The sequence below is a fragment of the Acinetobacter lanii genome (assembly GCF_011578285.1).
Classification (GTDB): domain Bacteria; phylum Pseudomonadota; class Gammaproteobacteria; order Pseudomonadales; family Moraxellaceae; genus Acinetobacter; species Acinetobacter lanii.
Genome location: NZ_CP049916.1, coordinates 2904169 through 2918876 on the forward strand (window position 1 = coordinate 2904169; position 14708 = coordinate 2918876).

At 42.1% G+C, this 14708-nt stretch carries 15 protein-coding genes; 3 read left to right on the forward strand and 12 right to left on the reverse strand.

Annotated elements, in window-relative coordinates; genetic code table 11:
• Positions 1-37: 37 nt before the first annotated feature.
• The 11 genes from G8D99_RS13165 to G8D99_RS13215 all read right to left on the reverse strand — a co-directional run bounded on the left by G8D99_RS13165 (position 38) and on the right by G8D99_RS13215 (position 8900).
• The gene (locus tag G8D99_RS13165; RefSeq protein ID WP_166327775.1) at positions 38-610 is read right to left on the reverse strand and encodes a HupE/UreJ family protein; all 573 of its coding nucleotides are present in this window, start codon (positions 608-610) and stop codon (positions 38-40) included.
• A gap of 39 nt (positions 611-649) precedes the next feature.
• Positions 650-1264, reverse strand: a complete 615-nt coding sequence (gene ureG / locus G8D99_RS13170) for an urease accessory protein UreG (RefSeq protein WP_166326655.1) — start codon at positions 1262-1264, stop codon at positions 650-652.
• 106 nt (positions 1265-1370) lie between these two features.
• Positions 1371-2036, reverse strand: coding sequence for an urease accessory protein UreF (locus G8D99_RS13175; RefSeq protein WP_166326657.1), 666 nt, complete (start codon positions 2034-2036; stop codon positions 1371-1373).
• The gene (gene ureE / locus G8D99_RS13180) at positions 2023-2520 is read right to left on the reverse strand and encodes an urease accessory protein UreE (protein WP_166326659.1); all 498 of its coding nucleotides are present in this window, start codon (positions 2518-2520) and stop codon (positions 2023-2025) included. The genes G8D99_RS13175 and ureE overlap by 14 nt, the downstream gene beginning before the upstream one ends.
• A gap of 116 nt (positions 2521-2636) precedes the next feature.
• On the reverse strand, positions 2637-3407 hold the full coding sequence (locus tag G8D99_RS13185) for a hypothetical protein (RefSeq protein ID WP_166326661.1): 771 nt from the start codon (positions 3405-3407) through the stop codon (positions 2637-2639).
• An 85-nt stretch (positions 3408-3492) separates the two neighbouring features.
• Positions 3493-4380, reverse strand: a complete 888-nt coding sequence (locus G8D99_RS13190; RefSeq protein WP_166326663.1) for a DMT family transporter — start codon at positions 4378-4380, stop codon at positions 3493-3495.
• A 95-nt stretch (positions 4381-4475) separates the two neighbouring features.
• Complete coding sequence (locus G8D99_RS13195) at positions 4476-5321, reverse strand: DUF2971 domain-containing protein (protein WP_166326665.1); 846 nt, start codon at positions 5319-5321, stop codon at positions 4476-4478.
• A 151-nt stretch (positions 5322-5472) separates the two neighbouring features.
• Positions 5473-7173: an urease subunit alpha gene (gene ureC / locus G8D99_RS13200; RefSeq protein ID WP_166326667.1), complete on the reverse strand. Its 1701-nt coding sequence runs from the start codon at positions 7171-7173 to the stop codon at positions 5473-5475.
• 15 nt (positions 7174-7188) lie between these two features.
• Positions 7189-7497 (reverse strand): urease subunit beta, encoded by a 309-nt coding sequence (locus tag G8D99_RS13205; protein ID WP_166326669.1) that lies wholly within the window; start codon positions 7495-7497, stop codon positions 7189-7191.
• Between the two features lie 10 nt (positions 7498-7507).
• The gene (gene ureA, locus G8D99_RS13210) at positions 7508-7810 is read right to left on the reverse strand and encodes an urease subunit gamma (protein WP_166326671.1); all 303 of its coding nucleotides are present in this window, start codon (positions 7808-7810) and stop codon (positions 7508-7510) included.
• A 214-nt stretch (positions 7811-8024) separates the two neighbouring features.
• On the reverse strand, positions 8025-8900 hold the full coding sequence (locus G8D99_RS13215) for an urease accessory protein UreD (RefSeq protein ID WP_166326673.1): 876 nt from the start codon (positions 8898-8900) through the stop codon (positions 8025-8027).
• 192 nt (positions 8901-9092) lie between these two features.
• Here G8D99_RS13215 and G8D99_RS13220 point away from each other — a divergent pair, with 192 nt between their 5' ends.
• Positions 9093-10028 (forward strand): LpxL/LpxP family acyltransferase, encoded by a 936-nt coding sequence (locus tag G8D99_RS13220; RefSeq protein WP_166326675.1) that lies wholly within the window; start codon positions 9093-9095, stop codon positions 10026-10028.
• 508 nt (positions 10029-10536) lie between these two features.
• Here G8D99_RS13220 and G8D99_RS13225 read toward each other — a convergent pair.
• Complete coding sequence (locus tag G8D99_RS13225; RefSeq protein WP_166326677.1) at positions 10537-11646, reverse strand: endonuclease/exonuclease/phosphatase family protein; 1110 nt, start codon at positions 11644-11646, stop codon at positions 10537-10539.
• Positions 11647-11835: 189 nt separating this feature from the next.
• Here G8D99_RS13225 and asd point away from each other — a divergent pair, with 189 nt between their 5' ends.
• Together asd and G8D99_RS13235 are read left to right on the forward strand one after the other, a co-directional pair.
• Positions 11836-12954: an aspartate-semialdehyde dehydrogenase gene (gene asd, locus G8D99_RS13230; RefSeq protein WP_166326679.1), complete on the forward strand. Its 1119-nt coding sequence runs from the start codon at positions 11836-11838 to the stop codon at positions 12952-12954.
• A 146-nt stretch (positions 12955-13100) separates the two neighbouring features.
• Entirely contained in the window at positions 13101-14672 is a 1572-nt protein-coding gene (locus G8D99_RS13235; protein WP_166326681.1) for a FimV/HubP family polar landmark protein, read from the forward strand.
• Positions 14673-14708 lie beyond the last annotated feature (36 nt).

Consider the following 14708-nt stretch of genomic DNA (forward strand, 5'->3'; position numbering starts at 1 on the left):
TTGCGATGCATTACGCTGAATGAAAGCCTTAAACTAATTAAGCCAAACCAATGAGTGCCACCACAGCTGCGCATGCAGCAACGATTTTGTTGCCCTGCGGAATATATTTTGTGATCAATGCTCCCATGCCTAAACCGACAGCATAAAGCAGTGCCATTGCCGACATCATCCCTGCAATTTGTGCCATCACATGACCATTGGCACCGAGTTCTACCCCATGTGCTACGCCATGGAACGTCGCCAAGATTGTTGCCACCATTGCCAAAGCAAGGCTAGATTTACGCCACAGCGCAACTGCCAACACCAATAACGATGCCACAATGCCATATTCAGCTACGGTTACCGCAATCCACTGCTGTGCACCCAAAACAAAGCCCAGCATCAAAGCAATCACTAGACCCAATGCACCTGTGATTTTCCATTGCTTAGATACCGTCCACATCAATACCCCAAAGCTGATGGCCATCAACAGATGATCAAGTCCTGTGAATGGATGTATAAAGCCTGTCCAAAAGCTGGCTTCATGATGATGGTGCCCCGGATGTGCCTGTGCCAACATCGGCACCAACAGTGATGAAAGTGCAATCTTGGACATCGCCATCTGTTTCATATTCATTTGTGTTCCCCTCTATGGTGTGCTTGTTGTGGCTTAGGCTTTAAACAGACCTTGTTTCTCGATAAAGGCAATAATGTCGTTTACACCGTCTTTTGTTTTCATATTCGAAAATAAAAACGGTTTATCGCCCCGCATCCGTTTCGCATCTTGATCCATCACATCAAGATTTGCCCCGACCATCGGTGCCAAATCTGTTTTATTGATGATGAGTAGGTCTGATTTGGTAATACCCGGCCCACCCTTACGTGGGATCTTTTCCCCACCTGCAACATCAATGACATACAGGGTTAAATCCGACAATTCAGGGCTGAATGTCGCTGCCAAATTATCTCCACCACTTTCAATAATGATCAGCTCAAGCCCATCAAACTTCTCACAGAGATCATCAATCGCTGCGAGGTTAATCGAGGCATCTTCACGAATAGCCGTATGCGGACAGCCCCCTGTTTCTACCCCCACGATACGATCAGGACTCATCGCTTCATTGCGGGTTAGAAAGTTCGAATCTTCTTTGGTGTAAATATCATTGGTCACAACCGCCATATTGTATTTATCGCGCAGTGCACGGCATAAATTTAAGGTCAATGCCGTTTTACCTGAACCCACTGGGCCACCAATACCTACACGAAGTGGTGAACGTTCTGTCATTTTTTATTTCCTTTACCCTCTCCCCAACCCTCTCCCATAGGGAGAGGGGGAAGCTAGAATTCCCTCTCCTTTCAGGAGAGGGCTAGGGAGAGGTTTGTTTTAAGTTTTAAGATCTAAACAATCTCGAATACTGTGTTTCGTGATGCATACTCAACATGGCATATTGAGGTAATGCACTACTGAGCTGATCATCTTTAAGCGTTAATGCCGTTTCAATGGCTTGCGGAATCAAGCCATGCAGATGCCATAAAATACGCTGTCCACTCATTTGCCCAAGCGGTACCGTTTTGACTGCGCCTAAAACCTGATTTTCCAATACCGTAAAGGTATAGGCTGTTAGCACTTCCGCAGGATCAAGTTCTAAACGTCCACACAGCTGTGCATACACAGGAACAAAACCCAACTGTTTTTTGACCTTCACTGGCATTTTGAGCACATCTCGAATCCATGCATTTAAAGAAAATGCCAACTGCTTTGACTCTGCCAATAGCTCTTTCGACTCACGACTGGCACGGTAGATATTCGCCCAATATAAAAACTGTTCTTCATCGGCATGAAAGTGCATCAGGCGTTTGAGAACCGGTAACTCGAAACGTACCAACAGCATTTCCAAGACTTCTTCAAAGTAGGCAATGCTTGAGCCTTCATCATGAATCATGCCCCGATCAATCGCACTTTCGACCCCTTGTGAATAGCAATAGGCACCCACAGGTAATGCGGTTGAAGACAACGTCAGGAGCTTGAGCAAATGACTCGCATTAGTGATGGGCATGCGCATGAATCGCTTTAATCGGACTTAAACGGTGGTCATGTGCGTGTTGTGCATACGCCCCGCTTTCAGGCTCAAACGGATGCTGCACTTCGCTGACATTTAAACCTAAGCCTTTGACCATTTCAGCCAACACATGATCAGGTTCAAAATACAATGCGGTTGGTGTCAGCATGAGCGGTACATGACGATTCCCCAAGTGATAGGCTGCCTTGAGCAGATCAAATTCAGTCGGTGCAGTGACTTGCATCAGATGTTCAGCTTTGGCTTCAACCTTTAAAATATCGCCCTGTTCAGTCGCAATATAAGACCCACTCCGCAAAATGCCTGTACGCGGTAAATCGACCCCAATATCAGTACCTGAATTTAATGTGGCACGAAATCGACTTTTTTGACGGGTATCAAAATTGAGTTGTACCGTTTCTACTGTGGAATGAACGGTTGAATCCGATGGGATCTGTTCTAATCGCTGTGTATAGATTTTCATGCTTTCCCTTTTCATGCTTAACGCACATCTCATGACATTTCACGAGATGCATCATCAATCTTTTGCATCAAAAGTAAGCATTTTTCATGCCAAATATGAATTGTATTGGTGCATGTTTATTGTTTTTTATAAACGTTTATTGTTTCTGAAAATTGACCTGACATATAAATCAACATTTTCATAGAATCAAAATTTTCTAAGTGATCTTGAAGCTTTTCAAAAAATTTTAAATAACCAGATGTAGATTCTTCAATCTGTAAAATTTCACTATTGGTTAAAATAAACAGTCTAATTTCCGAGTAAGTACCTAGATCAACCATCGTGGCATCCACAGATAAAATATCACGCCATAAAACTGTCAATTTTTCTTTATTTTGATGCTTATAAAAATATTCAAAGCCATGTAATGATATTGGGTAATTAAAACAGCCATCTTCATCATCTTTTCTATATTTATCTCTATGTTTGATACGATCCATGACATCAAAAGAGTCTTTAGCCCACACATGAGGATGATGAAAAAAGCTAATCCAACATACACTTAGAGATAAACAACATAACCACAGCACCCATGTTACTGGAATCGAAATGATGCCTAAAATAAAAAGTATCACTGTGAACCATGACTCAATTTTATAAATTGTTGCTTCTGATATTGGCAATCTAATTTTCGCAGGTACTTTTTTAGTAAAAAAACTGTCTTCAAATTCGAACCTATATCGAGCAATCATCCAAATCATCAACAATAAAACACTACTAATTGCAACAATCATGCTCGATTTTTCAACCTGCTGAAAATCATCAAAAAAAAGCAATAGAAGACATGCTCCCAATCCAAAAGAGCTATAGAGAAAGATGATATTGGAAACTGCTTTTATGATTTTCATATCTTTTTTTTATTTTCATTTATTCCCTAAAGATAACTCAAGCCACCATAATAAGTATATTCAGCATTTTAATTTTTTAATTCCACTACGCCCAAATCACCAAAATGGCAGCGATGACTACGAGTGCTAAGCCCCAATGCTCGGCTTTCGCCAATTTCTCTTTAAAGAAATATGCTGAAATGAGTAAGCTAAATAAAATCTCGATTTGCCCTAAAGTTTTCACAATCGGCACACTCATCATGCTCATGGCAGTAAACCAACCGAGTGATGCCAAAAAACTGCATAAACTGACTTTAAAGGTCAGCCCGATTCTCTCCCACATCGCTACCAAGGTTTTTCGGCTAAACAGTGCGAGATATAACAGCATGCTGATGCATTGCAGTCCAATCACTGAGACCAACACCCAAGAGGCACGATGTAGTTGCGGTAAATTGGTCAGCTCTAAACTCGCTTCACGAACCAGCAGTGAGGTAATAGCAAAACACAAGCCACTGCCAATACCGATCATTAAAGTCTTGGGAGAAAAGCCTGCAAATTGATGCCCACGACTAAGTAGAAATACAGCAAAGCCACCCAAAATCACCCCAAACCATGCATACAAAGACAGATGATCTGAAAGAAACACCACCCCAATGATGGCAGCCAAAATGGCTTCACTTTTGGCAAGCCCGACCCCAATGGCATAATTTTTTTGTTTAAACAGTTGCACCATCAGTGCAGTGGCTAAGATCTGACTGGCTGCCGCGATGGCAATATAAATCCAGTATTGCTGAGTGAAATGTACTGCCTGCTCAATGGGTGAAAACTGATAAAGCCCTTCGATATACAAAATCGCAAGTGGAAATCCAAACAGGAAACGCGCGAGGGTCACGCCCCATACATCGACTGTCGTGCTGAGTTGTTTCTGAAAGGCATTGCGCCATGCCTGCATAAATGCAGCCATGAGGGTAAAGAGAATCCAACTCATCGACATAGGACTTGCTCGCTTAAAGAGAGAGTGTATTTTAAGCGTTGATGCGTGTAATCTCTAATTAAAAAAGGCTTTGTTAGAAATAGCGGAAAGTTTGGTTATTTTTTCTTATTTAACGCTAATACATTTAGGCGTGGATGATTTGGTACTGTTATCCCATATTTTCCTTCGACCATTTCAGCCCTATACAATGGTACTTCAATTAATAATTGCTTAAGAAGATTTTTAATTCTTTCTTGATTTTCAGGTAACATCTTTACTCCTAAAATTACTGAGCACAGTAACTCATCTCTAGGATAAGATTGTATAGGTTGTTCCATATCATTCGATACTACTCGAAACTCTTCTTCATACGCCCAACTCTCATGTTTTGTTAAATAAATCTTTTTAGCAATTTCACTGTTGTTTAAACAAAATTTATCTTCTTTAGATAAAGTTGGCATATCTTTACTGTAACTAACAGGAACTGGAATAAAATCTTTCAATACTGTTTTATATTTCAATGAACTTTTTGGGAACTTAAATTCCAACAAAAAACCTTTATGATTATCTGCATAATGCGACCACATTAGTATTTCTAAAGGATTATGATTTAAACAACAAACACCTGTTCTTTGGTGAAATTTCAAGAAAAAACTACCATCAGATATTCCTATTTTTTGCTGCCATTTAAATTTTTGATTTGCTTGTAATCTTTTTGCTGCACTCAGCCTTTTACAACCATACCTAGCATGTAAATCACGTAATTCATTCGTAGTGTAGTTATAATCATCATCTATATTAAACAAGCAATCAAAAGGATCATTAAATTTACTAGGTGGTGTAAAGCTTAAAGTACCATCTTGAATGATGCAAAGTGATCCTTCAGAAAATCGGACATGCTTATATAAATAAAAATATTTCTCATCTTGATATAAAAATTTATAATCTTCTATGTTTTGCATAAAATTTAATTTTCAATAAATATCATCAATTTATCACATACACAAACAATTATCTAAGAGTCGATATATTTTAAATTCCCTCTCCTTTTAGGAAAGGTAAAATCCCTCCCAACCTCCCTTTAATAAAGGGAGGAGAAAAAAACCTAGATCATTAAAACAAGAAATACCGCTGTGCCATCGGCAAGACTTCCGCAGGCTCACAGGTCAAATGCACCCCATCCGCACGTACTTCATAAATTTCAGGATCGACTTCCATCACAGGACAGTAAGTATTCAGCTTCATATCCGCCTTAGAAATATTACGGGTATTTTTTACAGGTGAAATCAGCTTTTTTAAACCGAGCTTTTCAGCGACACCATTGTCGATTCCTGCTTGCGATAAAAAGGTAATACAGGTCTGATGCACACCACGCGCATTTGCCCCAAACATCGGACGATAATGCACAGGCTGAGGCGTTGGAATCGAGGCATTAATATCGCCCATCGGTGCCGCAGCAATCATGCCACCTTTAATAATCATCGATGGCTTTACCCCAAAAAAAGCAGGCTTCCAGAGCACCAAATCCGCCAATTTCCCTTCTTCCACCGAGCCAATCTCATGACTTAAACCATGCGTAATCGCAGGGTTAATCGTATATTTGGCGATATAACGCTTTACCCGATTATTGTCATGCACAGCATTGTCACCCGCTAAAGGCCCACGCTGAATTTTCATTTTATGTGCGGTTTGCCATGTGCGAATAATCACTTCACCCACACGCCCCATGGCTTGCGAATCTGACGACATCATCGCAATCGCTCCCAAATCTTGCAAAATGTCTTCCGCAGCAATGGTTTCACGGCGAATACGACTTTCAGCAAAAGCCACATCTTCCGAAATAGCAGGGTCTAAATGGTGACACACCATTAACATATCTAAGTGTTCATCAATGGTATTCACTGTATATGGACGGGTTGGATTGGTGGATGATGGCAAGACATTCGGCTGACCAATGGCTTTTAAAATATCAGGCGCATGCCCACCGCCAGCACCTTCGGTATGGTAGGTGTGAATGGTTCGGTTTTTAAATGCAGCCAAAGTTTCTTCCAAGAAACCACTTTCATTTAAGGTATCGGTATGGATGGCCACTTGCACATCATATTCATCCGCCACGCTTAAGCAGTTATCAATGGCTGCAGGTGTTGAACCCCAGTCTTCATGCAGTTTTAAACCGACTACACCTGCTTCAATTTGCTCACGAATCGGGTCGGGTAAACTTAAATTGCCTTTCCCCAATAATCCGATATTCATCGGCAAATCATCAATGGCTTGGAGCATCGTAGCAATGTGCCAAGGTCCCGGTGTCACCGTTGTTGCCGATGTTCCTGCTGCGGGGCCTGTTCCGCCACCAATCATGGTGGTTGTGCCTGACATCAGGGCGGTTTCCACCTGTTGTGGACAAATCCAATGTATGTGGGTATCAATACCGCCTGCCGTTAAGATCTGCCCCTCGCCTGCAATCACTTCTGTTGCAGCACCTAGCGGTATGGTGATGTTGGGTTGGATATCTGGGTTACCTGCTTTACCTATTTTCCAGATACGACCATTCTTTAAACCGACATCTGCTTTGACAATACCCCACCAATCCACAATTAAAGCATTGGTAATGACGGTATCAGCAACGTCATCGGCTAAGAGTTGCGACTGCCCCATGCCATCCCGAATGACTTTACCCCCACCAAATTTGACCTCTTCCCCATAAGTCGTAAAGTCTTGTTCGACTTCAATAAATAGTTCAGTGTCGGCTAAACGGACACGATCTCCCACCGTTGGACCAAACATTTCCGCATAAGCACGGCGTGACATTTTCATGATCTTTTTATTCCTTTAATCCAACTGTCCCATGACACGACCTGCAAAACCATAGACTTTGCGATGCCCCACCAACTCCACCAATTCCACATCACGACTTTGACCCGGTTCAAAACGAATCGCTGTGCCTGCCGCGACATTTAAGCGATAGCCTCGTGCCTGAGCACGATCAAACTGCAAGGCATCATTGGCTTCAAAAAAATGAAAATGCGACCCGATTTGAATCGGACGATCCCCCGTATTTGCCACCGTCAGCTTCAGGGTTTTACGTCCCACATTCATTTCGATATCGATGTCTGGCGTAATCACTTCACCTGGAATCATGGGAATCTCCTTATACAATCGGCTGATGTACGGTCACTAACTTAGAACCATCTGGAAATGTCGCTTCGACTTGAACTTCGGCAATCATTTCTGGAATCCCATCCATCACATCATCACGGCTCAGCAAAGTCGTGCCATAGTGCATCAGTTCACTCACCGTCATGCCATCACGAGCACCTTCAAGCAGTGCCGCAGAAATATAGGCCACCGCTTCGGGATAATTCAGTTTTAAACCCCGTGCTTTGCGCCGTTCTGCCACCAAGCCCGCAGTAAAAATCAGCATTTTGTCTTTTTCTGTGGGATTTAATTCCATCTCTTTTTCCTAAATGGTTATTTCAGTATTTCAATGTTCCAATGATGTTTAAGCAAAAAGTGTGCTCAAAAAATTTAATCTGTATCGCATTTCAGAAATGATGCTCCTCTCTTTGATAAGGGGAAACTGGGAGGGACTGTTAAAATCTCCCTAAATCCCTCTTTACTAAAGAGGGACTTACCCCCTCCCTTTTATAAAGGGAGGTTGGGAGGGATTAAGTCCGCCAAATCCTTGGAAACTCTTCATCAAGTCCAAACCAATCACGTCTTAAGCGTGCGCGAATCCCGGCAAAGGCATCATGGCATTGGCGTACATCATCTCCCAAATACCGTGCGATAATCACATAATCGAGCAGGGTTAAAGTCACAGGCAGATTCATACGCATAATCAGATCACGTAAAACATCAAGCTGTCGTTCAAGCAAATTTGAGTCACGCATTGATTGTGGTGGAACAGCCCAAAAACTCGCCATGACGGCATGACCATGCATGCCTAAGCATGAATTTAAAAAGCGATCATTGCCTTGAAAGCGCAAAGTATCTGTGACCAAGAGTTGATTGTTTTGGCTCAATTGAAAGCGATTTTGATACAAGCCATCATTGAACTGTTCTTGGCGAGCTTGACGTCCTAACACCAACATATCCCAACCAATAAAACTTGCAGATTCAGCCAGTTGAATCTTGGTTTCTGAATGTGCCAGTGCACCATTAAAGAGCATCGTTTCTTGAGGAAGCCATTCAAATATCGCCTGATCTTCCACTTGAATATCAATATGTTGAAAGGCTTTTTTTAGATTGGTTTTATACCATTTTCCTGCCCCAGGGGTAGTGACCAAGCCATGTGCATGGGCATCTACACAGATGTTAAACGTCAGATGATCACCACCTGCAATGCCTGCAGGAGGATGCACGATAATCGCGTGACACACCCCAGTCTTTTCCGGCCAGAGCATTTTTTGCACCCTGACAGGGCCATGATGTTTTCTGTGCGCTAAAATTGTGCGTTCTTGATCTTTTTTAAAACCGAGTTCGAGCTTTGCAAACCAATATTGTGCATTTTTAAGGGTTTGATCTTGCAATGCCTGATTCATAATGATTCGTTTCTTTCAACTTGTTCAATCATTGGTTCATCTAGCAATAATTGCACCAGATTAAAATGCCATGATTGAACCATGCTTAATTCCAAGTAAAGTGAAAAGCTCAAGTGAACAGCATTGATTTATCTTAAAAACACCTTCGTGTTAAACTATCGCTCTTCACCTCGCAGATTCACAAAAGCCTTTATGAGCAAGAAAAGCACCTATACCCCTGGTGAATTCCAGTGGTCGTTTTTATTACCTAAATATTGGGGTATATGGATTAGCATCGTTTTTCTTATGCTTTTGGCTATTTTGCCGTGGGCGATCCAACACCGTTTAGCCACTGCAATGGGTCAATTAGCATTTAATAAACTTAAATCACGCCGCAAAACCACGATTCGTAACTTAGAAGTCTGTTTTCCGGAATGGTCAGCAGTAGAAGTGCAACTGCATGCCAAACAGGTTTTTATCGATCAGATGCTCGGTGTATTTGAAACCTTAAATGCATGGTACTGCCCAACATGGTTTAAAGGTCGGGTCGAGATTGAAGGTTTAGAGCATATTCAAAAGGCGCAAGCTGAAGGCAAAGGCGCATTATTACTCGGCACACATTCGACTCTGCTCGATGCTGGGGGGTATGCCTGTGCGCAATATTTTGACCCAGATGTGGTTTATCGTCCACAGAATAATCCGCTGCTTGATATGCTGATTTATCGCTGCCGTGCCACCATTTATACCCATCAAATTGACCATGATGATATGCGTGGTCTGATTCGTCATTTAAAAGAAGGTCGCCCGATTTGGTACAGTCCTGATCAGGACTTTGGCTTAAAACAAGGGGTGATGGCGCCGTTCTTTGGTACACCGGCTGCGACCGTAACGGCACATCGTCGTTTACTGAAAATGACCAAAGCTGCTGCGATTCCGCTGTATTTTTATCGGGATGGGGATATTGCAAATCCAAAATATAAAATCTTGATTGAACCTGCATTAGACAATATGCCAAGTGATGATGAATTGGCAGATGCAACGCGTGTGAATAAGATTATTGAGAATCAGCTTCGCATCGCACCGACCCAATATATGTGGTTCCACCGTCGCTTTAAAACTCGCCCTGAAGGCTATGATAAGATTTATTAAGCGCTCAATCTGAAAAACAATGATCATAAGAAAGGGCTGAATAGTCCTTTTTTATGGTGATGAAATTGAGATCGGATAAATGCTAAATCGCTGACTATATCTGGCAAAGATGCATTGTTCGCTATTGAAAATGAAACATCAAAATCGGCAGTTTTGTCCTGTATCCTTCAGCGCATTGAACAGATAAACATGCAGATAATATTAAGCCCGAGTTTTACATCCTGTATAACTCGGGCTTATGAGGTTGTGCTTTTCAAAATCATATTCTTGTTTTAGTGGCTTTCCGTTCCTGCATCATCTCCATGATGTCTCTATCCATCAGCGTCGTCTTCCTTAGTGGGATAATTCCGTTCCCATTCCATGTGCCGATGAATAGATATTAAGCAAAACTAGATAAGTAAAATAGCCGTTGTTGACGGCTATCTTTGTAAGCCATAGCTTACATATAAGTTTAGCTAAATTTGTGAAATAGCCTATTATTCATCCATTAAAATGAGTCTCATAGCACTTATTTATAATCTTGAGCAATTTCATCGGTCACGATTTTTTCTTCTTTTTCAGCCTTTTCAATGCCCTCTTGAATCGCTTCTTGGGCCTCTTGTTCATCGGCATCGGTTTGTTCAAGTTCTTGTTGCACCCGCTCAAACTCTCGACCGGTTTGTAATACCACATACACCGGAAAATGGTCTGAACCGACATGCGGTAATCGCTCCATTTTCACTAAAGCAAAATCGGTACTGTGAAACACATGATCGAGTGACCAGCGTAGTAAAGGATAATCGGCATGAAACGTATTGACATAGTGCCGTCCTACACGCGGGTCGAGCAAACCACTAATACGTTGGAACAGTCGTGTCGTACGTGACCATGCCACATCATTGAGATCTCCCATCACAATGCAGCTTTCATCCAAATCTTTAATCTGATCGCCAACAATCAGTAATTCTGCATCACGCAAAGTGGAGTCTTTGGCTTCGGTTGGACTTGGGGGCTTTGGATGTAAACAATACAACTGAACCTGATGACCTGAACGCAAGGTCACCGTGGTATGAATTGACGGGATTTCATCACTCAAAATAAATTTGACTTCAGTATCACTCAACTCAAGTTTGCTATACAGATGCATGCCATACAGATTGTCTAAAGGCACAGGCACACGGTAGGGATAATCCGCCTCAATCACTGCCAATTGATTCTGCCAGTTTTGATCGGTTTCAAGGGTCAAAACCAAATCAGGTTGATGCTTTTCAATCTGTTCAATCAGTAAATGATATTTGTCATTCGGGGTCAGCACGTTCGATACAATCAAAGAAATTTGTTTACTTTCATCCAACTGATCCTCTGTGACTTGCTTGACCTGTTTTTTCCAAATCAGGGTATACGGTAAAACCATTTTAAGCTGATAGGCCAGCGCTGCGATCAATAAGGCTAAAATGATCTCACGTGCAAGCGTCCATTCACTGGGCCAAAACAATAAACCGATTAAAGCCACTGCACCCAAAAATAAGAATTGTAGTCGTGGAAAATCTGCGCCTCGAAACCACCATTCATCTCTAGGAATCAGTGACCAGAAGCTCAGCCAAATGACAACGCCTGCCAATATTTCCACCCAAATCATTGTTTTCTTCTCACTTGTATCTTTTTAATTTTTTTAGATTTAAAAAAACTTTATCAATTTTGTATGTATCATAAACAAGATATTCCGCTCAAGAATATTGATGTTTTCATTGTGTAGCTCTTGCAGTTGTACCTTCTTTTGATACACTCGAAGCCCCTATTAATTTTTAACGCACCGAGGCAAAGTGACATGAAAGTAGGTCTGGTCGGTTGGCGCGGGATGGTTGGTTCCGTCCTTATGCAACGTATGGTTGAAGAGAATGATTTTGCTCATTTTGAGCCATTCTATTTTTCTACCAGTAATGCAGGTGGTGAAGCACCTGCGTTTGGCGGTAAGACCGCCCCAGCACTTATGGATGCATCAGACATTAATAGTCTGAAGCAGATGGATGTCATTATTACCTGCCAAGGTGGCGACTACACTTCTGAGGTTTTCCCTAAACTGAAAGCTGAAGGTTGGAATGGTTACTGGATCGATGCTGCATCTACCCTACGTATGGATGATGAAGCGATTATCGTACTTGATCCAGTCAACATGAACGTGATCAAAGACGGTTTAGTGAAAGGCACCAAAACTTTTGTTGGTGGTAACTGTACCGTTTCATTGATGTTGATGGGCTTAGGTTCTCTATTCCAAAACAACTTGGTGGAATGGGCAACGTCTATGACCTATCAAGCAGCATCAGGTGCTGGCGCGCAAAATATGCGTGAATTGATTACAGGTATGGGTTACTTATACAACAACACCAAAGATTTATTGGATGATCCTAAATCTCCAATTTTAGACATTGACTCTAAAATTGCAGCCCTACAACGTGGCGAAGGTTTCCCATCGGCAAACTTCGGTGTGCCTTTAGCAGGCTCCCTGATTCCATATATCGACAAACAGCTTGAAAGCGGTCAATCAAAAGAAGAATGGAAAGGTCAAGTTGAAACCAACAAGATCTTAGGCAATCAACAAATCGTACCAATTGATGGTCATTGTGTTCGTATTGGTGCAATGCGTTGCCACTCTCAAGCGATCACCTTGAAACTGAAAAAAGATGTACCATTGAAAGAAATTGAAGACATGATTCGTCAATCGAGCCAATGGGCAAAAGTGGTGCCAAATACCCGTGAAGCGTCTATGACAGACCTTACGCCTGTTGCAGTAACAGGTACGCTCACAGTTCCTGTCGGTCGTTTACGCAAAATGAACATGGGTAAAGAATACCTTGGTGCATTTACGGTGGGTGACCAACTTCTTTGGGGTGCAGCGGAGCCTTTACGTCGTATGTTACGTATCCTCATTGACTATAAAAACGCATAATTTTTAGGGACTTTTCTCTAAAATAGAAAAGCCGATCAGATTTGATCGGCTTTTTTTTGTAACTCGAATGTTAAGGTTTTACATTCCCAATACAACTCGCTATTGTATGCATATTGCCCTGAATCCTGTCAGAACAATGGATCGAGATGCCTGTATATAACAAATTAAAAATTGCCATTTTAACCATTTTGAGTACACAAACTGTCTCTGCTTTAACCCTTGAACCGATTCAAATTCAATCAGGTGCGGGCAATCTGCTGTATGCAGAAATGAAGTTTCGCAATGCCGATCCCAATGTGCGTATTGAAGCCAGTTTAGCTGAAACTGAAGATTTAATGAGCTTAGGCATGCCACAACAAGCGCCGGGGAATCTGAACTTTTTTACTCGCCGTTCCGGTGATGGCACTGGGGTGATTGTGATTACCTCATCACGACCGATTATTGATACTGAACTGAATATTTTACTGAAAATTAAAGAAGGCAATGCCACGCATATTCAGCAGGTAAAAAGCAAACTCAGTCGTCCAAATCAATCCTCTGCCAAAGCCTCAGTGGCTACATCGACCCAAGAGAAATCACTACAACCGCAAACCGTGGTCAGTGAAAAAGATATTGCGCTGAATCTGCCGGTCAGCGCGCAATACAACGTCCCTGCGATGAATACTGTGCAGTCCACTCAAAAATCATCAGCACCTGTGTCATCTCATATCCCAAGCTCAGGCACACCTTTAGTGATTAATGTGGCACCTGTACCGCAGTTGAATTCATCATCACGCGCAGCAGTGGTTGCCGCCGCTTCGCAAAATCAAACCCAAACGGTGAAAAGTTTAAACACGGCGATTCCTCAAAAATCTGTACAGTCTTATGACACCCCTGCGATTGCTATCGTTCAGCCAATGATGGCTAAACCTGCACCTGCACCTGCACCTGCACCTGCACCTGCACCTGCACCTGCACCTGCAAAGCTAGCGCCTGAGGTCACCCAGTCAACAGCCAAAGCGATCGAAAAAGCTGGGCTAAAACTTGAGAAAGCACCAATCAAAGCGACAGAAGCCGTTCAAAAGAATGAAGTAAAACTCAAAGACCAGGCAACAATCAAAGAGAAAGTAAAAGTTCAGCCTCCTGCTCCTGCTCCTGCTCCTGCTCCTGCTCCTGCTCCTGCTCCTCAGCTTGCGCAAAATGAACATGTGGTACAAGCCAATGAGTCTTTATGGAAAATTGCTTCTCGTGTCGCGGCACAGACTCATCAATCTGTCCCTGAAGTAATGAAGCAAATCAAAGCCAACAATGAGCATGCATTTATTGGCGGCAACATTAACCAGATGCGTAAGGGCGTTGCTTTAAATTTGGCTGCACCTGTACCGACAGCAAAAAAAATCAGTAGAGTTGCGACTGAGCCAAACGACAGACCACAGAAACAATCGGTTAAAGAAAAATATCGTATCAATCAAGCTGAAATGAGTTTGATTGCTGAAAATAAACAAGATTCAGCGCAAGGTTCTGCAAAAGAAAAAACATCGCAAAATCAAACATCTTCAGAATTGTCTGCAAAAGTTATGACAGCTCGTGAAAAAACGGTTAAATTACAGAAGAATGTATCCAAATTAACACTGGCTTTACAGCAAAAGGATCAGAGAATTCAATTATTAAATGCTCGACTTGCGCAACTACAGCAACAATTGCAACAGCAAAATCGAGCAAAAAAGCCAGCTCACTAATTTAAGTTGAAGGAATAAATTTCATTGATTTCAATG

Excerpts from the sequence above, each read along its gene's own strand:
- ureE (WP_166326659.1), bottom strand. The coding sequence starts at position 2,520 with ATGAAAATCTATACACAGCGATTAGAACAGATCCCATCGGATTCAACC.
- G8D99_RS13215 (WP_166326673.1), bottom strand. The coding sequence starts at position 8,900 with ATGAATCAGGCATTGCAAGATCAAACCCTTAAAAATGCACAATATTGG.
- G8D99_RS13225 (WP_166326677.1), bottom strand. The coding sequence starts at position 11,646 with ATGATTTGGGTGGAAATATTGGCAGGCGTTGTCATTTGGCTGAGCTTC.
- G8D99_RS13175 (WP_166326657.1), bottom strand. The coding sequence starts at position 2,036 with ATGCCCATCACTAATGCGAGTCATTTGCTCAAGCTCCTGACGTTGTCT.
- G8D99_RS13190 (WP_166326663.1), bottom strand. The coding sequence starts at position 4,380 with ATGTCGATGAGTTGGATTCTCTTTACCCTCATGGCTGCATTTATGCAG.
- G8D99_RS13195 (WP_166326665.1), bottom strand. The coding sequence starts at position 5,321 with ATGCAAAACATAGAAGATTATAAATTTTTATATCAAGATGAGAAATAT.
- G8D99_RS13235 (WP_166326681.1), top strand. The coding sequence starts at position 13,101 with ATGCCTGTATATAACAAATTAAAAATTGCCATTTTAACCATTTTGAGT.
- ureA (WP_166326671.1), bottom strand. The coding sequence starts at position 7,810 with ATGGAATTAAATCCCACAGAAAAAGACAAAATGCTGATTTTTACTGCG.
- G8D99_RS13165 (WP_166327775.1), bottom strand. The coding sequence starts at position 610 with ATGAAACAGATGGCGATGTCCAAGATTGCACTTTCATCACTGTTGGTG.
- G8D99_RS13220 (WP_166326675.1), top strand. The coding sequence starts at position 9,093 with ATGAGCAAGAAAAGCACCTATACCCCTGGTGAATTCCAGTGGTCGTTT.
- asd (WP_166326679.1), top strand. The coding sequence starts at position 11,836 with ATGAAAGTAGGTCTGGTCGGTTGGCGCGGGATGGTTGGTTCCGTCCTT.
- G8D99_RS13205 (WP_166326669.1), bottom strand. The coding sequence starts at position 7,497 with ATGATTCCAGGTGAAGTGATTACGCCAGACATCGATATCGAAATGAAT.
- ureC (WP_166326667.1), bottom strand. The coding sequence starts at position 7,173 with ATGAAAATGTCACGCCGTGCTTATGCGGAAATGTTTGGTCCAACGGTG.
- ureG (WP_166326655.1), bottom strand. The coding sequence starts at position 1,264 with ATGACAGAACGTTCACCACTTCGTGTAGGTATTGGTGGCCCAGTGGGT.
- G8D99_RS13185 (WP_166326661.1), bottom strand. The coding sequence starts at position 3,407 with ATGAAAATCATAAAAGCAGTTTCCAATATCATCTTTCTCTATAGCTCT.